The organism is Paenarthrobacter sp. NPDC056912, from assembly GCF_042786555.1.
GTDB lineage: Bacteria > Actinomycetota > Actinomycetes > Actinomycetales > Micrococcaceae > Arthrobacter.
This window is the reverse complement of sequence record NZ_JBHUCD010000032.1, coordinates 1-20,962: the sequence shown is the minus strand read 5'-3', so window position 1 is coordinate 20,962 and position 20,962 is coordinate 1. Positions and strand designations below refer to the sequence as shown.

At 62.8% G+C, this 20,962-nt stretch carries 23 protein-coding genes; 12 read left to right on the top strand and 11 right to left on the bottom strand.

The annotated features are described in order from the left end of the window. The first annotated feature begins 106 nt into the window (after positions 1 to 106). The gene (locus tag ACFRJ9_RS23390) at positions 107 to 1,069 is read left to right on the top strand and encodes a heme o synthase (RefSeq protein ID WP_377673171.1); all 963 of its coding nucleotides are present in this window, start codon (positions 107 to 109) and stop codon (positions 1,067 to 1,069) included. Between the two features lie 477 nt (positions 1,070 to 1,546). Here ACFRJ9_RS23390 and ACFRJ9_RS23385 read toward each other — a convergent pair whose 3' ends face one another. From ACFRJ9_RS23385 to ACFRJ9_RS23375, 3 genes are read right to left on the bottom strand one after another with little or no spacing between them, the layout of a single operon-like run. Next, a complete protein-coding gene (locus tag ACFRJ9_RS23385; RefSeq protein ID WP_377673169.1) occupies positions 1,547 to 2,491 on the bottom strand; it encodes a heme A synthase in 945 nt (314 codons plus the stop codon). 23 nt (positions 2,492 to 2,514) lie between these two features. Next, positions 2,515 to 3,279: an ABC transporter permease gene (locus tag ACFRJ9_RS23380; RefSeq protein ID WP_377673167.1), complete on the bottom strand. Its 765-nt coding sequence runs from the start codon at positions 3,277 to 3,279 to the stop codon at positions 2,515 to 2,517. Beyond that, complete coding sequence (locus ACFRJ9_RS23375) at positions 3,276 to 4,241, bottom strand: ABC transporter ATP-binding protein (protein WP_377673164.1); 966 nt, start codon at positions 4,239 to 4,241, stop codon at positions 3,276 to 3,278. Before ACFRJ9_RS23375 ends, ACFRJ9_RS23380 begins: the two co-directional genes overlap by 4 nt. A gap of 109 nt (positions 4,242 to 4,350) precedes the next feature. On the opposite strand from ACFRJ9_RS23375, the gene ACFRJ9_RS23370 reads away from it, so the two are divergent. The 6 genes from ACFRJ9_RS23370 to ACFRJ9_RS23345 are packed head-to-tail and all read left to right on the top strand — an operon-like array spanning position 4,351 to position 9,502. After that, positions 4,351 to 5,172 carry a helix-turn-helix transcriptional regulator gene (locus tag ACFRJ9_RS23370; protein ID WP_377673162.1) on the top strand — a complete coding sequence of 274 codons (822 nt, stop codon included), beginning with the start codon at positions 4,351 to 4,353 and terminating at the stop codon, positions 5,170 to 5,172. Next, positions 5,172 to 6,635, top strand: coding sequence for a Fe-S cluster assembly protein SufB (gene sufB / locus ACFRJ9_RS23365; protein ID WP_377673160.1), 1,464 nt, complete (start codon positions 5,172 to 5,174; stop codon positions 6,633 to 6,635). The genes ACFRJ9_RS23370 and sufB overlap by 1 nt, the downstream gene beginning before the upstream one ends. Positions 6,636 to 6,637: 2 nt before the next feature. Continuing rightward, complete coding sequence (gene sufD / locus ACFRJ9_RS23360; RefSeq protein WP_377673157.1) at positions 6,638 to 7,951, top strand: Fe-S cluster assembly protein SufD; 1,314 nt, start codon at positions 6,638 to 6,640, stop codon at positions 7,949 to 7,951. A gap of 20 nt (positions 7,952 to 7,971) precedes the next feature. Beyond that, positions 7,972 to 8,328, top strand: a complete 357-nt coding sequence (locus ACFRJ9_RS23355; RefSeq protein WP_017200887.1) for a non-heme iron oxygenase ferredoxin subunit — start codon at positions 7,972 to 7,974, stop codon at positions 8,326 to 8,328. A gap of 42 nt (positions 8,329 to 8,370) precedes the next feature. Continuing rightward, entirely contained in the window at positions 8,371 to 9,156 is a 786-nt protein-coding gene (gene sufC / locus ACFRJ9_RS23350; protein ID WP_377673154.1) for a Fe-S cluster assembly ATPase SufC, read from the top strand. Between the two features lie 13 nt (positions 9,157 to 9,169). Further along, complete coding sequence (locus tag ACFRJ9_RS23345) at positions 9,170 to 9,502, top strand: metal-sulfur cluster assembly factor (RefSeq protein WP_377673151.1); 333 nt, start codon at positions 9,170 to 9,172, stop codon at positions 9,500 to 9,502. Between the two features lie 84 nt (positions 9,503 to 9,586). On the opposite strand, the gene ACFRJ9_RS23340 is transcribed toward ACFRJ9_RS23345, so the two are convergent. After that, positions 9,587 to 10,495, bottom strand: a complete 909-nt coding sequence (locus tag ACFRJ9_RS23340; protein ID WP_377673148.1) for a neutral zinc metallopeptidase — start codon at positions 10,493 to 10,495, stop codon at positions 9,587 to 9,589. Between the two features lie 61 nt (positions 10,496 to 10,556). Here ACFRJ9_RS23340 and ACFRJ9_RS23335 point away from each other — a divergent pair, with 61 nt between their 5' ends. Continuing rightward, positions 10,557 to 11,951, top strand: coding sequence for a class I adenylate-forming enzyme family protein (locus tag ACFRJ9_RS23335; protein WP_377673145.1), 1,395 nt, complete (start codon positions 10,557 to 10,559; stop codon positions 11,949 to 11,951). Beyond that, positions 11,944 to 13,164, top strand: coding sequence for a thiolase family protein (locus tag ACFRJ9_RS23330; protein WP_377673142.1), 1,221 nt, complete (start codon positions 11,944 to 11,946; stop codon positions 13,162 to 13,164). The genes ACFRJ9_RS23335 and ACFRJ9_RS23330 overlap by 8 nt, the downstream gene beginning before the upstream one ends. On the opposite strand, the gene ACFRJ9_RS23325 is transcribed toward ACFRJ9_RS23330, so the two are convergent. Genes ACFRJ9_RS23325 through ACFRJ9_RS23315 form a run of 3 tightly spaced genes read right to left on the bottom strand, consistent with a single transcriptional unit; the run spans position 13,161 to position 15,158 of the window. Further along, positions 13,161 to 13,787 (bottom strand): energy-coupling factor transporter transmembrane component T family protein, encoded by a 627-nt coding sequence (locus tag ACFRJ9_RS23325; protein WP_377673140.1) that lies wholly within the window; start codon positions 13,785 to 13,787, stop codon positions 13,161 to 13,163. The genes ACFRJ9_RS23330 and ACFRJ9_RS23325 overlap by 4 nt on opposite strands. Continuing rightward, complete coding sequence (locus tag ACFRJ9_RS23320; protein ID WP_377673138.1) at positions 13,784 to 14,521, bottom strand: energy-coupling factor ABC transporter ATP-binding protein; 738 nt, start codon at positions 14,519 to 14,521, stop codon at positions 13,784 to 13,786. Before ACFRJ9_RS23320 ends, ACFRJ9_RS23325 begins: the two co-directional genes overlap by 4 nt. Before the next feature lie 19 nt (positions 14,522 to 14,540). Continuing rightward, positions 14,541 to 15,158, bottom strand: coding sequence for a biotin transporter BioY (locus ACFRJ9_RS23315; protein ID WP_377673136.1), 618 nt, complete (start codon positions 15,156 to 15,158; stop codon positions 14,541 to 14,543). Positions 15,159 to 15,440: 282 nt separating this feature from the next. Here ACFRJ9_RS23315 and ACFRJ9_RS23310 point away from each other — a divergent pair, with 282 nt between their 5' ends. After that, on the top strand, positions 15,441 to 17,039 hold the full coding sequence (locus ACFRJ9_RS23310) for an ABC-F family ATP-binding cassette domain-containing protein (protein WP_377673134.1): 1,599 nt from the start codon (positions 15,441 to 15,443) through the stop codon (positions 17,037 to 17,039). Positions 17,040 to 17,048: 9 nt separating this feature from the next. On the opposite strand, the gene ACFRJ9_RS23305 is transcribed toward ACFRJ9_RS23310, so the two are convergent. The 4 genes from ACFRJ9_RS23305 to ACFRJ9_RS23290 are packed head-to-tail and all read right to left on the bottom strand — an operon-like array spanning position 17,049 to position 19,151. After that, positions 17,049 to 17,534: a YbaK/EbsC family protein gene (locus ACFRJ9_RS23305; protein ID WP_377673131.1), complete on the bottom strand. Its 486-nt coding sequence runs from the start codon at positions 17,532 to 17,534 to the stop codon at positions 17,049 to 17,051. Further along, the gene (locus ACFRJ9_RS23300; protein WP_377673129.1) at positions 17,518 to 18,384 is read right to left on the bottom strand and encodes an SURF1 family protein; all 867 of its coding nucleotides are present in this window, start codon (positions 18,382 to 18,384) and stop codon (positions 17,518 to 17,520) included. The genes ACFRJ9_RS23305 and ACFRJ9_RS23300 overlap by 17 nt, the downstream gene beginning before the upstream one ends. Further along, on the bottom strand, positions 18,385 to 18,660 hold the full coding sequence (locus ACFRJ9_RS23295) for a hypothetical protein (protein ID WP_377673127.1): 276 nt from the start codon (positions 18,658 to 18,660) through the stop codon (positions 18,385 to 18,387). Beyond that, positions 18,657 to 19,151: a DUF3099 domain-containing protein gene (locus ACFRJ9_RS23290; protein ID WP_377673125.1), complete on the bottom strand. Its 495-nt coding sequence runs from the start codon at positions 19,149 to 19,151 to the stop codon at positions 18,657 to 18,659. Before ACFRJ9_RS23290 ends, ACFRJ9_RS23295 begins: the two co-directional genes overlap by 4 nt. Before the next feature lie 153 nt (positions 19,152 to 19,304). On the opposite strand from ACFRJ9_RS23290, the gene ACFRJ9_RS23285 reads away from it, so the two are divergent. Beyond that, the gene (locus ACFRJ9_RS23285) at positions 19,305 to 20,030 is read left to right on the top strand and encodes a beta-ketoacyl-ACP reductase (RefSeq protein WP_377673123.1); all 726 of its coding nucleotides are present in this window, start codon (positions 19,305 to 19,307) and stop codon (positions 20,028 to 20,030) included. A 122-nt stretch (positions 20,031 to 20,152) separates the two neighbouring features. Then, complete coding sequence (locus ACFRJ9_RS23280; RefSeq protein ID WP_377673121.1) at positions 20,153 to 20,905, top strand: SDR family oxidoreductase; 753 nt, start codon at positions 20,153 to 20,155, stop codon at positions 20,903 to 20,905. Positions 20,906 to 20,962 lie beyond the last annotated feature (57 nt).

The following is a 20,962-nucleotide window of genomic DNA, read 5'->3' as shown; positions in this document are numbered from 1 at the left end:
ATCGGCGCACTTCCGGCCACGGTATGATATCTGGAGGCCACCAGCGGTTCATGCGCCCGGTTCCAGGGACTGCAGCCGCTGCGAGAACCCCAGAGCATAGAACAGAGTGACTGCCGCCGTGAGCACAACTGATACGCCCCTCAACGCGTCCCCGGCCCGGGGAAGCATCGGAATTTCCCGTAAGTTAAAGGCGTATCTGGCACTGACCAAACCCCGTGTCATCGAGCTGCTCCTGGTCAGCACCCTTCCCACCATGATCTTCGCCCAGCGCGGATTCCCGTCCATCGGGCTGATCCTTGCCACCCTCGTGGGCGGTGCGTTCGCCGCGGGCAGCGCCGGCGTCTTCAACTGCTATATCGACCGCGACATCGACAAGCTGATGCACCGCACCGAAAAGCGCCCCTTGGTCACCGGCGAAGTCACGCCGCGCGAGGCGCTCGTGTTCGCTTGGATCCTGGGCGCAGCGTCCATAGCGATCCTGTGGTTTGGCGCCAACCCGCTTTCCGCATGGTTGGGTCTGGGTGCCATTGTCTTCTACGTGGTCATCTACACCATGATCCTGAAGCGCCGCACGGCCCAGAACATCGTCTGGGGCGGAGCCGCCGGTTGCTTCCCGGTTCTCATTGCCTGGGCCGCGGTCACCAATACCGTCGAGTGGCCCGCCATTGTTCTCTTCATGGTCATTTTCCTCTGGACTCCTCCCCACTACTGGCCGCTGTCCATGCGCTATGGCGAGGACTACCGCAACGCGAAGGTGCCGATGCTTGGTGCCATCGCCGGCGCAAAGGTCGTTTCCGTCCAGGTGGTCTTGTACGCCTGGGCGATGGTCGCCTGCTCTCTGCTGATGATTCCTGTCGGTGGCGCCGGCTGGGTCTACACCATCACGGCCGTCGCTGCCGGTGCCTGGTTCCTTTACGAGAGCCACGCCCTGTACAAGCGCGCACAGGGTGGCGACGTCTCCAACAAGGGCGCTATGAAGGTCTTCCACGGCTCCATCAGCTACCTGACCCTGCTCTTCATCGCCCTCGCTGTGGACCCGTTCATCGGTTCACCGCTCATCGGCGGCTAAGCTTCCCGCACTCTTTCCAACGAAAACGTTCGACGCCGGCACTCACCTGAGTGCCGGCGTCGCTGCTTTCTGGTCCTCACCCCAAACCCTCTCTCACGTCCCGAGGGCTTTCGTCCGTCCCTCTCTCACGTCCCGGCCGCTTGGCCCGGTCGCTCTCTCACGTCCCGACCGCCTACCCGCGGTCGCTCTCTCACTTAAGCCAGGAGTATGCCGACGTCGGCAATCGGCACCTTGGCAATTGCCGACGTCGTTGTTGGTGGGGGAGTGTCGGAACAACGGTGGGTTCGGGGTTGGCCGACACCCTGAGCTTTGCCAACCCGGCTAAATGAGAGAGCGTCCGCCCCAAAGCGACGGGAAAGGACAGAGCGTCCACCCCAAAGCGACGGGAAAGGACAGAGCGTCCACCCCAAACCGACGGGAAAGGACAGAGCGTCCACCCCAAAGCGACGGAACGTGGCGGAGCGTCCGGTTGGTGCCCTACTTCGCGGGGCTGGACTTCGCGAGGTCGGCTGCGTTGGTTGAGGCGATCATCAAGAGCGCTGCGCCGAGCATGTGTGCGCCGACAAGCAATGCAGGAATCCCGTTGTAGTACTGCGTGAAGCCAATGACGGCCTGGAGCAGCGTCACTGCCAGCAACAGGAACGAGGCTGTCCTGAACGGGCCACTGATCTTGTGTCGAACTACAAGGTAGACGGCAAAGAGCGTTCCGGCCGTGATGAGATACGCGGGAACGGCATGGATGTGGGAGAAGAGATCCCAGTCGAGGTCGTTCCTGGGTGCGTCCGCGTCACCGGCATGAGGGCCGGCGCCTGTAACCACGACACCCAACATGACCGCGATGGCCGAAAAGACAGCGACCGCCATCATTGCGGGTCGGGCGATGACAGGCAGTGACGGCAGGGTTCGGTTCATGAATCGGCCAGTGCGCCCGAACGCCCGGTTGACCAGCAGCGTTGCAAAGACCACCAACGCCATGGAGACAAGGAAGTGGAGGCCAACAACCCATGGGTTCAAGTTGGACAACACGGTGATGCCGCCGATGACGGCTTGGGCCGGGATGCTGGCGAGCAAGCCAAGCGCCAGCATGAAGAGGTCGCGGCGTTCCTTACGGAGGTTCCACAAGTAGACGAGCATGAGTGCTGCCACGGCCGCCAGCGCAAATGTCAGCATCCTGTTGCCGAATTCGATGAATCCGTGGATGCCCATTTCCGGTGTGTTGACAAGGGAATTGTCGGTACAGCGGGGCCATGTGGGACAGCCCAGGCCGGAGGCCGTGAGTCGGACAGCACCACCGGTGACCACCAGCACCGTCTGACCGATCAGCGACAAAATGGCCAGCCGACGGATGGTTTGGTTGACCTCCGTAGGCAGCTTTGCGGTAAAGCGCTGGACGGTTTTCGGTAGGCGCGATGCCGTGCTCACAGTTTTCTCAATTCCAGTTGGTGTTAGTTCCACTTGAACCAGCGGATAGCTGCGGCGCCGGCTAGCACAGTCCACAGCAGGAGGATCAGAACGGCGGGGAGCGGAACGGTGCCGAGCAGGAAGGCATCCCGCAGCGCCTGTCCAAGGGCCCCCGAGGGCAGGAAGTTGGCGATGCTTTGGGCCATGGCAGGGAGCCGTTCGGCGGGCACCACAATTCCGCCCAGTGCCCCGAGCAGTATCCAGAGCAGGTTGGTGATGGCCAAGGTGGCCTCCGGACGTACCGTTCCTGCAACCAGCAATCCAAGGGCGGTGAAGGCTGCCGCTCCCAGGACCAACAGGCCAAGTCCCGGCAGCCAAGCCTCCGGTCGCGGCTGCCACCCCAAAAGACCGGCTATGCCTCCCACAACAAGCACCTGCAAAAACAGGACTACCAGGACGGCGAGGATCTTCCCGGCGATCAGCCCACCCCTGCCAAGCGGGGTGGTGGAAAGGAAGCGGAGAACTCCGTAACGGCGGTCAAAGCCGGTGGCGATGCCCTGGCCGGTAAAAGCCGTTGACATGGCACAGAGCGCGAGAATACCGGGCGTGGCTACATCGACCCGGGATCCGCCCAGTCCATCCAGGAGCGGGGTGACCACCAGGCCAACGAGGGCCATCAACGGCAACACAATGGCGAGAATGAGCTGCTCGCCGTTCCGCAGCATGGTGATGGTCTCGTAGCGTCCCTGCTGCATGATCCTGCGCGGCAGTGAGGCTGGCCCGGCGTTGGGCGAGAGGAGCTTGCTCATCGGAGGTCCCTTCCGGAAATGTCCAGGAACACGTCTTCGAGGCTGCGTGCTTCGAGGCGCAGCGAGGCGGGCATGATGTTCCGTTCAGCCCACCAGGCGGTCAGCGCTGCAAGGTCCTTGGGGGTGAGGGTTCCCGTGATGGAGTAGCTCCCGGATCGCGTTTCAGTGATCTGAAGGCCCGGGCTGAGCACTCCTGCGAAATCGAGGCCGGCGGGGGCGTCGAAGAGCAGGGTCCTGTCCGTAATGGCTTTGTCCGCGGCGTGATCGTGCCTCAACAGCTCGGCGACAGTTCCTTCGGCGACGTTGTGGCCGCCGTCGATGATGTAGACGTAGTCCGCCAGGCGTTCGGCGTCGTCCATCAGGTGGGTGGTGAGGACAATTCCCATTCCGGCGTCCCGAAGTTCGGCGATGAGGTCGAACACCATCTGGCGTGACTGCGGGTCCAGCCCGGCACTGGGCTCGTCGAGGAAAAGGATTTCCGGATTTCCCACGAGCGCTGCGGCCAGCGCAAGCCGTTGTTTTTGGCCGCCGGACAGTCGGCGCACAGTGGTTCTGCTGAACTGGCCGATTCCTAGCCGTTCCACCAGATCGTCCAGGTTCATGGGGTTTTGGTACATGCCGGCAACGTGCCGCAACAGCGGGATGGGACGGGCCGACGGCGGCAGCCCACCGTCCTGGAGCATCACACCTACGCGGGACCTCAAGGCAGCCCCTGCGGTGTCCGGGTCGGCGCCGAGCAGGGAAATGGTCCCCCCGGTTCGCTTTTGAAGCCCTTGGGCGCATTCCAAGGTGGTGGTCTTGCCTGCGCCGTTGGCTCCCAGCAGCGCCGTGACTTGGCCGCGTTCGGCAGTCAGGGACAGCCCGCTGACCACCCGGAGCATTTTGCCGTCAAGGGAGGCCAGGGGGCCTACATCCTTAATGAGTCCGTCTATGGTGAGGACAGGGGAATCGGGGGATCGCACCAGAGTATTCTACGGGAAGTAGTACGGTCACAGTTTGTGGCCAGCTCAGGTCAGTCTTGCCTTACTGGATGCATGAAACAAATTACGACATGATTGTGTTGTGTATTCCATGAGCAGTCCACTTTCCATGCCCTCAAAGCGGCATGCTGCAGCGGCGGAGGCCTTTGTACCTTCTCCTGCGCTGCCGGACGCGGAAGACCGTACCCGGGACCGCGTCCTCAGTGCCGTGCTCGAGAACGGCCCGGTCAGCGCTGCTGAGCTTGGCGACCTTCTCGGTTTCACGCCGGCAGCAGTCCGCCGCCACCTTGACCACTTGGAGCGCAACGGCGTTATCGAGGTCAAACGAGTAGCGAAGGCAGGTGCCGGTGCAGGCCGGCCCGCACGCCGCTATGTCCTGAGTTCGCAGGGGCAATCCACGTTGGGCGATGACTACCTCAACATCGCCAGCTCCGCCCTGAGGCGCCTCCAGGAAATCGCGGGCGAGGACGCAGTGCGCGAGTATGCCGAAGAACGCTTCTCCGACATGGAGCGCCGCTACGCCGCTGAGGTGGAAGCTGCAGGCGAAGATATTACCGCCCGGGCCATGGCGCTCTCCAAAGCCCTGAGCCGCGATGGCTATGTTGCTTCCGCGCACTCTATTGAAGCCAAAGCCCCGTTGCCTGCGGCACTGTCCAGTGTGCAGCTGTGCCAAGGCCATTGCCCCATACAGCAGCTTGCGGCCGAGTTTCCGGTGTTCTGTGACACGGAGACCAAAGTCTTTTCCCGATTGGTGGGCGTCGACGTACGGCGCCTGTCAACGCTTGCGCAGGGCGGTCACGTCTGCACAACCCACATACCTACCGGGCGACCGGCTGCCACGGTGCCTACAGGCGTCGCAGTGCAGTCCGTAAACCCGTACCAGGAATCAAACAACCAGCAAGAAAGGCCGTGATGACGGACCAACTAGCAGAGAAAGCGGTAGCTGACGGCACTGTGATCTCGGAGATTCTGGAGAAGAATCCCGAACTGCACGGTATCGGAAACTACGAGTACGGCTGGGCCGACAAGAACGACGTAGGCGCCAACGCCCGTCGTGGCCTCAACGAGGAGGTCGTCCGCGACATCTCCTCGAAGAAGAACGAGCCCGAATGGATGCTCGATCTGCGCCTGAAGGGCCTGAAGTACTTCGACCGCAAGCCCATGCCCACCTGGGGTGCAGACCTCTCCGGCATCGACTTCGACAACATCAAGTACTTTGTCCGCTCCACCGAGAAGCAAGCTGCCACGTGGGAAGACCTCCCCGAGGACATCCGGAACACCTACGAAAAGCTGGGTATCCCGGAAGCTGAGCGCAGCCGGCTGGTCTCCGGCGTTGCGGCCCAGTACGAGTCCGAGGTTGTCTACCACCAGATCCGTGAGGACCTGGAAGCCCAGGGCGTTATCTTCCTGGACACCGACACCGCGCTGCGGGAACACCCGGAGATCTTCCAGGAGTACTTCGGCACCATCATTCCTGTGGGGGACAACAAGTTCGCATCGCTGAATACGGCTGTCTGGTCCGGCGGATCGTTCGTGTACGTACCCAAGGGTGTCCACGTGGACATCCCGCTGCAGGCTTACTTCCGTATCAACACGGAAAACATGGGCCAGTTCGAGCGCACGCTGATCATCGCCGACGAAGACTCGTACGTTCACTACATCGAAGGTTGCACGGCTCCGATCTACACCTCGGATTCCCTGCACTCGGCAGTTGTGGAGATCATCGTGAAGAAGGGCGCCCGCGTCCGCTACACGACCATCCAGAACTGGTCCACCAACGTGTACAACCTCGTCACCAAGCGCGCTATCTGCGAAGAAGGCGCAACCATGGAGTGGATCGATGGCAACATCGGCTCCAAGGTGACCATGAAGTACCCGGCCGTGTACCTCGTTGGCGAGCACGCCAAGGGTGAGACGCTGTCCATTGCCTTCGCAGGCGAGGGCCAGCACCAGGACACCGGCTCCAAGATGGTGCACATCGCACCGAACACCAAGAGCTCCATCATTTCCAAGTCCGTGGCCCGCGGCGGAGGCCGCGCGGCTTACCGCGGCTTGGTCCAGGTCCGCGAAGGCGCCAAGCACTCGGCCAACACGGTCCGCTGTGACGCCCTCTTGGTGGACACCATTTCGCGTTCAGACACGTACCCGTACATCGACATCCGCGAGGATGACGTCGTCATGGGCCACGAGGCCACCGTTTCCCGCGTCAGCGAAGAGCAGCTCTTCTATCTGATGTCCCGCGGCATGCCTGAGGACGAGGCCATGGCCATGATCGTGCGCGGCTTCATCGAGCCGATCGCCCGTGAACTCCCCATGGAATACGCCCTTGAGCTGAACCGCCTGATTGAACTGCAGATGGAAGGGTCCGTCGGTTAACAATGACTGATATCACTACAGAAAAAGCGCGCATCGGCGCGCCCTCGGCCCAGCCGTTCATTAACGGCTTCACCGAGGAAGGCGAGAACCTTTCGCCCGTCAACACCGGAACCAACACGTCCACGACGTCGGAGCAGCCTTCTGCTGGTCCGCTCGCCGGCGCGTCGGCCAAGAGCCACTCACACGGTGGCGGCGTCGGTATCCCCGACAGCTCCCGTGCGGGCCGCCTCACCTCTTACACGTTGGCGGACTTCAAGCCGCTCAACGGCCTTGAGGAAGACTGGCGCTTCACACCGCTGAAGCGGCTTCGTGGCCTTCACACCGACGTCCTTGACGGAGCAGCTCCGGCCGTCAGCGTCACAGCACCTGCCGGCGTCGTGGTTGAGACGGTCGGCCGCGACGATCAGCGCATCGGGCAGGCAGCAATTCCCGAGGACCGTGTGTCCGCCAACGGCTGGGAAAACTTCGCCGAGGCCACCGTCATCACGGTGCCCGCCGAACTGCAGGCCGAGAGTGAAGTGTCCGTGCTTCTCACCGGCGCCGGTGTGGCTCCTTCCGCCCAGCACATCGTGATCGTGGCAGAGCGCTTCTCCAAGGCTGTCGTTGTCCTGGACCACCAGGGCACGGCCGTTGTTTCCGAGAACGTCGAAATCATCGTCGAGGATGGCGCTGAACTGACCGTCGTGTCCCTTCAGGAATGGGCCGACGACGCCGTTCACGCGTCATCGCAGCAGGCAAAGATCGGGCGCGACGCCAAGTTCAAGCACATCGTTGTCAGCCTCGGCGGCGACCTTGTCCGCGTCACGCCGTCCACCCGCTTCACCGCGCCGGGCGCCGACGTCGAGATGTTCGGCCTGTACTTCGCTGACGCCGGACAGCACCTTGAGCAGCGCCTTTTCGTGGACCACGCAGTGGCGAACTGCAAGTCCCGTGTCCTGTACAAGGGCGCGCTGCAGGGACGCAATGCCCACACCGTGTGGGTTGGCGACGTCCTGATCCGCAAGGAAGCAGAAGGCACGGACACCTATGAGGCAAACAGGAACCTGGTCCTGACGGACGGTGCCCGTGCGGACTCAGTCCCCAACCTGGAGATCGAAACCGGCTTGATCGAGGGTGCCGGCCACGCCAGCGCCACCGGCCGCTTCGACGACGAGCACCTGTTCTACCTCATGGCCCGCGGCATCTCGGAAAAGGTTGCCCGCCGCTTGGTGGTCCGAGGCTTCCTCAACGAGATCATCCAGCAGATCAAGGTCCCGGCAATCGAAGAGCGCCTGACCGCAGCTGTTGAGCGCGAACTCGCCGCGACCGACAACTAAGACAGGCCAGGCAGGACACCATGAGTGAAGAAACCAAGGGCGAACTGGTATGCAACGCCAATGACATACAGGTCAAGCAGGCGCTGCGTGTCCTGATCGATGACTACCCCGTAGCTATCGTGAAGGACTCGATGGGCGACATCCACGCCATCGCTGATACCTGCTCGCACGCGGACATCTCGTTGTCCGAGGGAGAGGTTGAAGGCTGCGCGATCGAATGCTGGGGACACGGTTCCCAGTTCGACCTCCGCAGCGGCCAGCCTCTCCAGTTGCCTGCTTATGACCCCGTCCCGGTTTTCGCCGTCACCATTGATGGCGACGACGTTTACGTGGACGTGACCAACGTTGTGAACGGCGCCTCGGTAGATCACTACTGAGCGCCCAGTACCGCCAGACTTACGAACGGAAGAAAGAAGAGCATGTCTACTCTTGAGATCAAGGACCTGCACGTCAGCATCGAGACGGAGCAGGGCATCAAAGAGATCCTGAAGGGCGTCAGCCTGACCATCAGGACCGGCGAGACCCACGCGATCATGGGCCCCAACGGCTCCGGCAAGTCCACCCTGGCGTCCACCATCGCCGGGCACCCGCGCTACACCGTGACCAGCGGCACCATTACGCTGGACGGCGAAGACGTCCTGGAGATGAGCGTCGATCAGCGCGCACGTGCGGGCCTCTTCCTGGCCATGCAGTACCCGGTAGAGGTTCCGGGCGTCACCATGACGAACTTCCTGCGCACCGCCAAGACCGCAATCGATGGCGAAGCACCGGCACTGCGCACCTGGACCAAGGACGTCAAGGCTGCCATGCAGCAGCTCCGCATCGACGCCGACTTCGCCCAGCGCAACGTCAACGAAGGCTTCTCCGGTGGTGAAAAGAAGCGCGTTGAGATTCTCCAGCTCGAACTCTTCAAGCCGAAATTCGCGATCCTCGACGAGACCGACTCCGGCCTGGACGTCGACGCTCTGAAGGTTGTGTCCGAGGGCGTTAACCGTGCGCACGAAGAGGGCAACATGGGCACGCTGCTCATCACGCACTACACGCGCATCCTGCGCTACATCAAGCCGGAATTCGTCCACGTGTTCGTTGACGGCAAGGTTGTTGAAGAGGGCGGCCCGGAGCTGGCAGACCGCCTTGAGGAAGAGGGCTACGACCGTTACGCCCCGGGCGCCGGAGTTGCCGTTGCCCCTGCCGTGCAGGCCTAGTTAGGATCGTTCCATGACCGAAATCAATATGGCGCGCACCAGCCTCGAGGACGTCGAGGAAGCGCTTAAGGACGTCATTGACCCGGAACTCGGTGTCAACGTCGTGGACCTGGGCCTTCTCTATGGGCTCAAGTACTCCGATGAAGACGGCGCTCTCCTGATCGACATGACACTGACCACGGCGGCGTGCCCGCTGACGGACGTGCTTGAAGAGCAGGTCGGCAAGTCCCTCGACGGCATAGTGGACGAGTGGCGCCTGAATTGGGTATGGATGCCGCCATGGGGTCCCGAGCGGATCACCGACGACGGCAAGGACCAGATGCGGGCCCTCGGCTTCAACATCTGATCAGCAGTTTTAGCTCGCAACCGCGGGCAAAGAAATGGTTCCGGGCGGTATGCCCGGAACCATTTCCTGCTTAGGCACCCGGTTTCATGGGGTGGCCACTCCGAAAGTGTCGCACTTGTTGATATCGCCCGTGCTGTACCCCTGGTAGAACCATTTCTGACGCTGTGCGCTGGATCCGTGGGTCCACGACTCAGGCGAGACCCGTCCTGTGGCGGCCTGCTGGATGCGGTCATCTCCGACGGCGGACGCTGCCGACAACGCGTCCTGCAGGTCCTGCTCGGTGAGGGGATCGAGGAACGGCTTGCCGCTGACAGGGTCCTTCTGCGTGGTGGCGTGACGAACCCACAGGCCGGCATAGCAGTCTGCCTGGAGTTCTACCCGGACGGCCCCGGACTGGGGACCTTGCGGGTCCTGCTGCGCCTGGTCCAGGGTCCCGAGGATGTTCTGTACGTGGTGCCCGAATTCATGGGCCACCACGTACTCCTGCGCGAGTGGACCTCCCGATGAGCCGAAGCGGGTCACGAGTTCATCGAAGAAACCCGGATCAAAGTAGGCCTTGACGTCCGCCGGGCAATAGAAGGGCCCCACCGCTGTTGTAGCAGGACCGCACCCGGTGCTGGTGGAGGTGTCGAAAATTACCGTTCCCGGCCGGGAGTATTTCACGTTGTACTGTGCCAAATAGTCAGGCCAAAACGCGTTGAGGCTATTGACCGTACCGGTGATCCTGCAGTCCAGGCGCTTGTCCGCATCAGCGCCCGTCTGGCACTCCTGGACACCTCCAGCACCTGCACTGCCGCTTTCGACGGCGGGAGGCTGGCTGCCGCCGCCGGTCAGGTCACCGAGGACACCGGGATTGACTCCCAGCAACACGAGCAACAGAACGACGATACCGCCGCCGATGCCTCCACCGATCTTGGTCCCGCGGCCCATTCCTCCGCCACGTCTGTCTTCCACCTGGGAAGGGTCAAGCTGCGCACCGTCATTGAAACTCATACAGTCAGAATAGACGTCACTTTTGGTGCCGGGCGCCGGACACTGCCGTAAAATCGACTGGGTGCCTTTCCTGGATAAAATTCAACGCTGGGCCGACGAGCGCCCCCACGACACCGCCGTCGTTGTGGGCAACAGCCGGCATACCTGGGCTGAACTCCGCGACGCCGCGACAGCAATGCTTGGCTACGGATCCGCCACGACCGTACTTTCCGAACCCAACTCCGTGGGTTTCGTCGCCCGATATGCGGCAGCGGTGGCGGGGGAGCGTCGATGCGCGGTTTTGGACCCCCAATGGCCGCTGCGCATGACCGACGAAGTTGCGTCCCGCATTGTCGAGTCCGCAGAAATTGCTGCCAGCGTAGACCTCATTGATGGCGACCCTTCGAGCACGTTCCTCATTGGACTCACTTCCGGCACCACCTCGGTACCCAAGGCATTTACGCGTTCCCGAAGGTCATGGCAAGTTTCGTTCGATGCTTCCATCGAGTTCTTCGGGCTCTCCCAAGATGACCGGACGCTGGCGCCAGGCCCCCTCTCCGCCAGCCTGAATCTCTATGCGTTGTCCGAATGCCTGTACGCGGGCGCGGCCTTTCATACTCTTGAGTCCTTCGACGTCGGTGACGCGCATGCGGCAATACGGCATGACGGCATCACGCGCCTCGTCGTTGCACCCACGATGTTGCGCTTGCTCAGTGAACGAGGCCTCGCGGGCGATGTTGACGCGTCCGGGATCCGCAGCATCATCTGCGCAGGCTCCAAGTTGGACGCCAGGACCCTGGAGGCGGCCCGCCGGTGGGCACCCCACGCCGCAATTTATGAGTACTACGGTGCCTCTGAGCTCAGCTTTGTCTCTGGTACGCGGTTGGCGGCGTCTGAACCGCTGGACGTCGGAGGCACTGGCATCGGCACCCCTTTCCCGGGAGTCGAACTGCGGATCCTCGACGACGCCGGAGTGTCCGTCCCGGACGGGGACCATGGAAACATCAGCGTTCGCAGCGGGATGGTCAGCAATGGCTACCTGTGGGGTGACGACGGCCAAGCCCTGCGGTGCCTGGACGGCTGGTACACCGTGGGGGACCAGGGGTATGTGGACAACGGCGTCCTGCACATACTGGGCCGGCGCTCGGACATGATCATCACGTCCGGAAAGAACGTCTACCCCCACGAGGTGGAGCTGGCGTTGGCGTCCGTGCCCGGAATCGAAGTCGCTGTTGCGGCCGGAGCGCCGGACGACATCCGTGGGCAAAAGGTCATTGCCGGTGTGGTGCCCGCGTACGGCGCTGTGACCGCCACCCAGCTTCGCACTGGCCTTGATGGCCTGCTGGCCCGGGACAAGCGGCCTTTGCAGTACTACCTGCTGTCCGAGCTGCCCATGACGGACCGCGGCAAGGTGAGCAGGAAAGTTCTTTTGGATTGGATCAAGAACCACGACCCTCGGGCCTCGCTCCTTGGCTAGCGCCAGCCCCCTGGACGGCGTTGATGCGGCAACGAACCCGGTGGACGAATCACGGCAGCCGGTCATCATCGCGGCTCTTCGGACACCGATCTGCCGCGCCAACGGCCGCCTGAAGCGTGTACGCGCTGCGGAGCTTCTGGCTCCTGTGCTCAGCTCACTCCTGGAAGCCACGGGTGTGGACCCGGCCTCAGTGGCAGACGTCATCATCGGAAATGCCGTCGGCGGCGGCGGAAATGTGGCCAGGTTCGCGGCGCTCAAGGCCGGATTGCCTGTCACGGTCCCCGGACTCACCGTTGACCGGCAATGCGGCTCGGGACTGGATGCCATCGCGCTTGCGGCGCGGTTAGTGGCGGCCGGTGGAGACCCGTTGTTTCTGGCCGGTGGGGTGGAAAGTATCAGCACCGCTCCGGCTCGCGCCAACAGGAACGACGACGGCGGCCTTGACTTCTACTCCCGGGCCACCTTTGTTCCGCCGGAATTTGGCGATCCTGACATGGGAGTCGCCGCCGAGAACGTTGCCCGAGCCTTTGGCGTGGACAGGCAGCGCCAGGACCAGTACGCACTCCGGAGCCATCGCCGTGCCGTTGACGCAGGCAGTTCCGGCACGTACGTGGATGAGATTGTCCCGCTGACAAGCAACGGAACGCGGGTAGCCGCGGACGATGGTCCTAGGTCGTCGCTTACTGAGCCCTTGATGGCGCGTTTCCCGGCCGCTTTCGTCCCGGGCGGCACTGTCACGGCAGCGAACTCCTGCTTTGACGCCGACGCCGCGTCCGCCGTCGTGTTGACGTCCCTCAAACGTGCCCGGGCGATGGGCGCGGCGGACGGCTTGTTGGTGCTCGGGTGCGACACGACAGGCGTGGACCCTGAGCTTCTCGGAATTGGCGCGGCCCACGCGGCCGAACGCCTGCTTGCCCGCCGTGGGATGACCGCAGATGACGTCCACCTCATCGAGTTCAACGAGGCCTTCGCCTCGCAGACCATTGCGTGTTTGGAACACCTGGGCGTTGACCCCGCCCGGGCCAACCTGGACGGCGGGGCACTGGCCCTCGGTCACGGCTACGGCGCTTCCGGCGCCGTTCTTGTGACGCGGCTCCTGGCCCAATCACGCGGGATGTACCAGGAATCTTCGGAGTCCGCTGTGGGGTTGGCGATGATCAGCATCGCCGGCGGCATGGGAACAGCGGCGCTGCTGCGGTACTCCCGGCTCTAATCCGTGTCCGGTTCGCCCAGTCCACGGGCCGCCAGCGCGTCACCTGTCTGCCGGGCATAAGCCACGGTGGTGATGAAAACCGGGAGCACCAATGCCCTGGGGTTCCGCTCCAGCCCGCGTGCCCGAGCAGAGTCCCGCACATCGGAAAAGGCGCCGGCAATGAAGGGGATGCTCCTCAGCATTACCGCGATGGTCAGCGCAAAACGCTCGGGGTCGGCACCAAAGCGCCGGAATGGCTTGGCCAGGGACACCACCCCGTCCAGCAGATCCTGCACCGGTGTTGTGGCAGTCAGTACCGAGGCGGCCACGACACAGACCAGGACGTTCAATACGATGCGGGCCGCCGTGGGACCACCAAGCTGCCACCACTGGAAAAGACCAATGACCACGAGGATGGGAGTCACCATCCAAAGGGCCCTGATGAGCCGCCTCACGCCCGCACCGCTCATCAGGAACAGTCCGCACATCAGCGCGAAGATCAGCAACGAAACTGTCCAGTCCACAATCAGGAAGGACGCGGTTCCGCAGGCGGCCACTACCAGGAACTTTATCCAGAGCGGCGTGCGGTGGATGATCGAATTACCGCGCACGTAGTTGGCGATGAGGAAGCCATGGCCCCTCACTTCGGGGCCCTTTCATACGGCAGTTCACCCAGGGAAGCTGCGCACAGCGCCCGGTAACGGGCAACGCCGTCGGAGGCATCGCCGTCGAACACAACGCGTCCGGCTTCCACCACCAAGACGCGATCCATGTCCAGTGCCAGGTCGAGGTCATGCGTGGACATGATGACCTGCTGGTCCAGCCCTGCGACGGTGCGGCGAAGGAGCTCACGGTTCCGCAGGTCCAGGAGCGTCGACGGTTCGTCGAGGACCAGCACTGCCGGGTTGACCGCCAGGACTGCTGCCAAGGCCAGCAATTGCCTCTCACCTCCGGAGAGTTCATAGATGCTTTGGTCGGCCAGGCGAAGCAGTCCAAATCGGTCCAGGACTTCCTCGGCCCGGGCCGAACGCTCCCTGGAGTTCTTGATGGAGCGGCGGAGTGACAGTTCGACGTCTTCCCGACCGGTCGGCATGACCAACTGGGACAGGGGATCCGTGAAGACGAAGCCCACGTTGCTGCGAACACGTCGGACGGCGGTGACGGTGTCATCGCCGTGGACCACGACCGTCCCCGCGCTCGGTTCCACCAGGCCGTTGAGGAGGCGCAGAAGGGTTGACTTTCCGGATCCATTGGCTCCGATGACAGCGACGCGACGCTCGGTCAGGTTCAAGGAAACGTCACGCAGCAGGGTCTTGGGCTCGTCCTGGCCATCGACGACGACGCGCACCGAGACACTGCTGAAACTGATGGAGTTCATGACCTGATTGTTCCTGCTTTTACTTGACTCGTCGTACCAGGACGTCCGGGAAGGCCTTGTGGATGGCCATGGCAATGATGACTGCGAGCACGTTTTTCAGGATATCCCCGGGGTAGAAAGCGAGATCGGCGATGAAGGCCTTGCTAAAGTCCAACTTGCCGTTGACCATCATGCCCAGGACGCCCAGCCCGTGGACGATCACGATGCTGCTGATCATGGTGGCCCCGAAGAGCCACAGGGCCCGGTATTTGACTGTCTTGCGGATGACGACGCCGGCCAGGTAGCCGGTAGCCGCGGCAGCCAGGGGGAACGCGATGATGTAGCCTGCGGACGGTGTGGCCAGGATACCCAACCCGCTTCGGCCCCCGCTGAAGATCGGGAGGCCGGCGAGTCCCAGCAATACGTACAGCCCGACGGCGGCAAACCCGCGGCCTGCCCCAAGCACCAGGCCGCTGAGCATCACCGTCAGGGTCACCAGGGTGATCGGCACACCGAGCGCGCCTACTGGAATGCCCGGCACGATTGCAGATGCTGCCACAAGGGCTGCGAAGACGGCGATCAGGCCAAGGTCCGTGGCGGTCCAGCGTGTGCGGCGGGCAGTGGTGCGCTGCGCGGTGGCAGAGTCGGTCTGGCTCATGGCGGGTCCTATCAAGAATGATGCGATGCGATGGAATGGATAACGTTTTTCCCCTGTTGTTGAGAATACGTAGCCTGTAGCACCCGGTTTTTGGAGCCTCCCCACAAGAACAGCACACGGTTCTTTGGCGGGTGGCACAGTTTGGAGCTCGTTGGGGCGATGTCAGCCTGCGGCCGGGGTGCCGGTAGACTTGAAAAGGCTGTTCTCACAGCCCCCCCCCCGCCGCACTCATCGGGCCCACCGGTCCCCGCAGGCGTTCCCCATTGAAAGGCATCACCCGAATTGATTACCGTCCAGGAACTCGAACTCCGCGCCGGCGCACGCCTGCTCATGGACCAGGTCAACTTCAGGGTGGACAAAGGGGACAAGATCGGACTCGTCGGCCGCAACGGCGCAGGGAAGACCACCCTCACCCGAGTGCTTGCAGGCGAAGGACTCCCGGCCGGCGGCAAAGTGACCCGCAGCGGCGAGATCGGCTACCTGCCCCAGGACCCCCGCACCCCGGACATGGAGCAGCTCGCCCGCGACCGCATCCTTTCCGCCCGCGGCTTGGACGTCGTGGTGGGCAAGCTCAAGAAGGCCCACGACGACATGGCCAGCGAGGACGCCGCCGTCCAGCGGAAAGCCATGAACCGCTATGACCGCCTCGAAGCCGAATTCCTGGCCGGTGGTGGTTACGCCGCGGAGGCTGAAGCCGCCGCGATCTCCTCCAACCTCGCGCTGCCGGACCGGCTCCTCAACCAGCCCTTGAAGACCCTTTCCGGTGGCCAGCGCCGCCGCGTGGAATTGGCGCGAATCCTTTACTCCGACGCTGAGACCCTGCTCCTGGACGAACCAACCAACCACCTCGATGCCGATTCCATCACGTGGCTGCGCGACTTCCTGAAAAACCACCAGGGCGGCTTGATCGTGATCAGCCACGACACCGAACTGCTCGAAGCGACGGTGAACAAGGTGTTCTTGCTGGACGCCAACCGTGCCCAGATCGACTACTACAACATGGACTGGAAGCGGTACCTGCTCCAGCGCGAAACCGATGAGCGGGCCCGCAAGCGCGAACGTGCCAATGCCGAAAAGAAGGCTCAGGTACTGATTGACCAGGCCAACAAGATGCGGGCCAAGGCCACCAAGGCCGTTGCTGCCCAAAACATGGCCAAGCGTGCAGAACGGCTCCTGAGCGGATTGGAGGCCGTGCGCGAGAATGACCGCGTGGCAGCCCTTCGCTTCCCTGATCCGTCACCGTGCGGCAAGACGCCGCTGACCGCCGAGGGCTTGAGCAAGTCCTACGGTTCCCTGGAGATCTTCACGGATGTGGACCTTGCCATCGACCGCGGCTCCAAAGTGGTCATCCTCGGCCTCAACGGTGCGGGTAAGACCACACTGCTGCGTATGTTGGCCGGGGTCGACAAGCCTGACACCGGTGACATCATCCCCGGCCATGGACTCAAGGTGGGCTACTACGCCCAGGAACACGAAACCCTCGACGTCGATCGCACGGTTCTGGAGAACATGCGTTCCTCCGCGCCGGATATGAAGGACGCCGAGGTCCGCGGCATCCTGGGTTCGTTCCTCTTCTCAGGGGACGACGTCGACAAGCCTGCAGGCGTGTTGTCCGGTGGCGAGAAGACCCGTTTGGCACTTGCCACCATCGTGGCTTCCAGCGCCAACGTCCTGCTCCTGGACGAGCCCACCAACAACCTGGACCCTGCCAGCCGTGCGGAAATCCTGGGTGCGCTCAAGAACTACAGTGGCGCCGTCGTCATGGTCAGCCACGATGAAGGTGCCGTGTCAGCGCTGAATCCGGAGCGTGTTGTGCTGCTCCCGGACGGCGTGGAGGACCACTGGAACGAGGACTACCTGGACCTCATCACTTTGGCATAGATGCTGGCGCTAGCGGACCCGCAAGGGTTCCGCGCCGGTGATGCGCGCAAGTTCTTCGTAGCTGATGGAGAACATGGAATTGTGGTCACCGGCGCCGGCCCAAAGCAGTGGATGTTTCTGTAACGATGTGTCCAGCAGGGTCCGGATCTTCCGCGGATGGCCCACCGGGGCCACTCCGCCTACTTCCTGTCCGGTGTGTGCCAGGACGAACTCAGGCTTGGCACGCCGGATCTTCGCTGAACCCAACTGATCGGCCACCAAGGCAGTGTCTACCTTGGCCGCACCGCTGGCCAGGATCAGCAGCGGCTCGCCACCAACCTCGAAGATCAGGCTGTTAGTGATGGCGGCTACGTCGCAACCCAGAACCGAGGCGGCCGCGGCCGCTGTGGGAACCTGATCCTCAAAGATGCGGACCGTGTCCCTTGCGCCAGCGGCCGTCAACGCCGACCTGACGTTGACCACGGGGTCTGGCACGGAATCAGTAGCCTTGGGCATCCAGGATCGCGTCTTCCTCTTCTTCGGACGTCGGCCGCTTGTTCGCGCGGGGGATCGGCGTGCGGCGCTTGGGCGTTCCCCCGGCGGCGATGAATTCCTCGTCTTCTTCCTCTTCGGCATCGATGGCCGCGTTGCGTGCCTGCTGCCGTGCTGCATAACCGAAGCCGATGAACATGAGGACACCAAAGGCGAACCATTGCAGGGAATAAGACAGGTGCGTTCCCTCTTCCGTGGCCGGCTTCGGGAACGGAGTGGGCATGGCTTGCACTGCAGGGTTTTCGCTCGCCAGCTGCCCATAGGCACCTGTCGCGATGGGGTATGGCAGCTCAGTGGCGAAGCTCGAAAGATCAATGGAAGCAAGCTGCCCGTCCACCGCGCCTCGGTCCAGCTTGGGTTCCGCAGGCTTGAGGCGGGCCACGACGGTGACTTCGCCCGTGGGAGGCGCCGGAACGACGTCGGGATGGCCGGGAGTGTTGTTGCCGATCGGCAGCCAGCCGCGGTCAATCACCACGGCTTCCCCGGTGGTCAGGCGGAAAGGGACAACGACGTCGTAGCCCGGCTGGCCGTTCAGTGGACGGTTGCGGACAACGCGCTGCCCGTCGAGGTCGTAACTCCCGCGCAGCTCAACCTGCGTCCATTCGCGCTCGGGATCCAAGGAGTCAAACTCGGACTTGATGTCCGAGTAGGGGATGGGCGTAGCGGAAAAGTTGCTCACTACGCGGTTGATCTCGGCCAAGGTCTCGGCCCTGCGGTCCATCTGCCAACGGCCCAGGAAAAGACAGGCCGTGGCGAAGATCGCTGCCAGAACGAAATACCCCAGCCATTTGCTGGAGAAGAGAAAACGGTACATTCAGCGTGCCTCTCCAACAGCAGCATCAGCTGCGTCGAAAGGAAGGGTCTCTTTCCAGAGGCCACGGGTTTGGAGGTAGTCTTCGAACCATTCGCGGTGCTCATCACAGGAGAGCCAGATCTTACGACGCTCGGGGGTGTGGATCCGCGGGTTGTTCCACAGCAACTGCCAATCGGCGCCTGACCGGCAGCCTTTGCGGGAGCAGAGGGCCGGGGCTGTGGCACGTTCGGACTCTTGGCCGCCTGCACCGAGGCCACCAAGATTGAGGATATTCATGAAGCTGCCCGTTCGTTGCCGGTGTCGGTGGTGTCAGTTACATCAGGCTCTTCAACCTGATCGCTGGTGGGTTCGTCGTCGATCAGTTCGCCTTGGAGCACAGTGACGGACTCGGGCTGCTCTTCCTCCACGACCTGGGGAGCGCCCTCAATTTCGGCGGCGGCCACGTAGTCGAGCAGGGAATCGCTGTGGTCCTCGGCTTTGTCGCTGCCGTTGGCGATGACCACTGCAATCCAGGGCAGGAACACGGCCCCGGCGATAGCGATGATCTTGAACCAACCGTCCACCACGAAAATCAAGATGATGCAGACCATTCGGATACCCATGGCCACTGCGTACTTGATCATGCGCTCACGCATATCTTCGGAGTGGGCAGCGGCGGCATCGGTGATGCTGTGGACTTCGGGGTCGCTGGAAACAGCGTCCGGATCCCCGGGCACCTGCTGCAGGGGACTGTTTTCTCGTGTCACAGCTGAATCATCACACTCCAAAGGCTTCTCTCAATTCTCTCACCAAGGTGGGAGCCGCCCAAACCGCGCTGGAGGACGGCTACCGACGGGTTGCAGTGGGCGGCGGATAAGATCGAGGCAGGAAATCCCCTCTTCACCGCGGCACAGCCTTGTCGCAGAACCTGGAGCGAAAGAATGTCTGAAGCAGTATCCACCGGCCGCAGCGTCCTCATTACCGGCGGCAACCGAGGCATCGGCCTCGCGATTGCGGAATCGTTCCTTGCCAACGGTGACAAGGTAGCTGTGACCTACCGCAGTGAAACAGAACTTCCTGAAGGCATCCTGGGCGTCAAGGCCGATGTCACCGACGAGGCCTCCATTGACGCCGCGTTCAAAGTAGTGGAAGAGGCGCACGGCCCGGTGGAAGTACTGGTTGCCAACGCGGGCATCACCAAGGACACTTTGTTGCTGCGGATGAGCGAAGACGACTTCACATCAGTCCTGGACACCAATCTCACCGGAGCCTTCCGCGTCATCAAGCGCGCTTCCAAGGGAATGATCCGCTTGCGCAAGGGCCGCGTCGTCCTGATCTCCTCCGTTTCGGGCCTTTACGGCGCTCCGGGCCAGATCAACTACTCCGCCTCCAAGGCCGGCATGGTGGGCATTGCCCGCTCGCTGACCCGGGAACTCGGCAGCCGGGGTATTACGGCCAACGTAGTCGCTCCCGGTTTCATCAACACCGACATGACTGCTGAACTGCCGGAAGATACCCAGAAGGCCTACCTGGCCAACGTCCCGGCCGGACGATTCGCGGAGGCATCCGAAGTTGCCGATGTTGTGCGCTGGGTAGCCAGCGACGAAGCCGCCTACATTTCAGGTGCCGTGATCCCGGTTGATGGCGGGCTGGGCATGGGGCACTAGCCGCTGGCTTCTGAGGAGACCAAGCAGTTTTTGTGTGGGCCCAACAAAGGATTTACAGCCCCGCGCTGGCAAGATGGACGTTGAGCCCACTGAATTTGGATGAAGTGAACAAAGGAGTACGTATGGGAACGCTGGATAACAAGACCGCGATCGTTACTGGATCTTCCCGGGGGATCGGGGCCGAAGTTGCCAAGATCCTCGCTGGTGAGGGTGCCGCCGTCGTGGTCAACTACCGCCAGAAGGCGCCCCGCGCGAACAAGGTAGTGGCTGGGATCCAGGCAGCTGGTGGCCGCGCCGCCGCCGTCGGGGCGGACCTGACGACCGACGAAGGCGTACACGCCCTGGCCAGCACGGCCATGGAGGAATTCGGTTCCCTCGATGTCCTGGTGCTCAACGCATCCGGCGGTATGGAATCCGGCATGGAGGAGGGTTACGCACTCAAGCTGAACCGCGACGCCCAGATCAACATGCTCAATGCCGCTGTTCCGCTGATGCCCGAAGGTTCCCGGGTTGTGTTCGTGACCAGTCACCAGGCCCACTTCGTTGAGACCGTCCCCACCATGCCTGAGTACGAGCCGGTGGCCAAGAGCAAGCGTGCCGGTGAGGACGCCCTGCGGGCCCTCCTGCCCAACCTTGCAGACAAAGGCATTTCACTGGTGGTCGTTTCCGGCGACATGATCGAGGGAACCGTCACGGCCACGCTGCTTGACCGCTCCAACCCCGGTGCAATCGAGGCGCGCCGCGCGGAAGCCGGCAAGTTGTACTCCGTGGAGGAATTCGCGGCGGAGGTTGCCAAGATGGTGACAGCTGACGTCGAATCCGGCCACACCGAATACGTGGGCGGCGCCGACTACTTCAGCAAGTCCGCCGAGTAGCGAACCCTCTTCATAACGGCAGCGGCCCGGGACATTGTCCCGGGCTGTCTCTTATAC

Excerpts from the sequence above, each read along its gene's own strand:
- ACFRJ9_RS23380 (WP_377673167.1), bottom strand. The coding sequence starts at position 3,279 with ATGAGCAAGCTCCTCTCGCCCAACGCCGGGCCAGCCTCACTGCCGCGC.
- ACFRJ9_RS23370 (WP_377673162.1), top strand. The coding sequence starts at position 4,351 with ATGAGCAGTCCACTTTCCATGCCCTCAAAGCGGCATGCTGCAGCGGCG.
- sufB (WP_377673160.1), top strand. The coding sequence starts at position 5,172 with ATGACGGACCAACTAGCAGAGAAAGCGGTAGCTGACGGCACTGTGATC.
- sufD (WP_377673157.1), top strand. The coding sequence starts at position 6,638 with ATGACTGATATCACTACAGAAAAAGCGCGCATCGGCGCGCCCTCGGCC.
- ACFRJ9_RS23355 (WP_017200887.1), top strand. The coding sequence starts at position 7,972 with ATGAGTGAAGAAACCAAGGGCGAACTGGTATGCAACGCCAATGACATA.
- sufC (WP_377673154.1), top strand. The coding sequence starts at position 8,371 with ATGTCTACTCTTGAGATCAAGGACCTGCACGTCAGCATCGAGACGGAG.
- ACFRJ9_RS23345 (WP_377673151.1), top strand. The coding sequence starts at position 9,170 with ATGACCGAAATCAATATGGCGCGCACCAGCCTCGAGGACGTCGAGGAA.
- ACFRJ9_RS23340 (WP_377673148.1), bottom strand. The coding sequence starts at position 10,495 with ATGAGTTTCAATGACGGTGCGCAGCTTGACCCTTCCCAGGTGGAAGAC.
- ACFRJ9_RS23320 (WP_377673138.1), bottom strand. The coding sequence starts at position 14,521 with ATGAACTCCATCAGTTTCAGCAGTGTCTCGGTGCGCGTCGTCGTCGAT.
- ACFRJ9_RS23315 (WP_377673136.1), bottom strand. The coding sequence starts at position 15,158 with ATGAGCCAGACCGACTCTGCCACCGCGCAGCGCACCACTGCCCGCCGC.
- ACFRJ9_RS23305 (WP_377673131.1), bottom strand. The coding sequence starts at position 17,534 with ATGCCCAAGGCTACTGATTCCGTGCCAGACCCCGTGGTCAACGTCAGG.
- ACFRJ9_RS23300 (WP_377673129.1), bottom strand. The coding sequence starts at position 18,384 with ATGTACCGTTTTCTCTTCTCCAGCAAATGGCTGGGGTATTTCGTTCTG.
- ACFRJ9_RS23295 (WP_377673127.1), bottom strand. The coding sequence starts at position 18,660 with ATGAATATCCTCAATCTTGGTGGCCTCGGTGCAGGCGGCCAAGAGTCC.
- ACFRJ9_RS23285 (WP_377673123.1), top strand. The coding sequence starts at position 19,305 with ATGTCTGAAGCAGTATCCACCGGCCGCAGCGTCCTCATTACCGGCGGC.
- ACFRJ9_RS23280 (WP_377673121.1), top strand. The coding sequence starts at position 20,153 with ATGGGAACGCTGGATAACAAGACCGCGATCGTTACTGGATCTTCCCGG.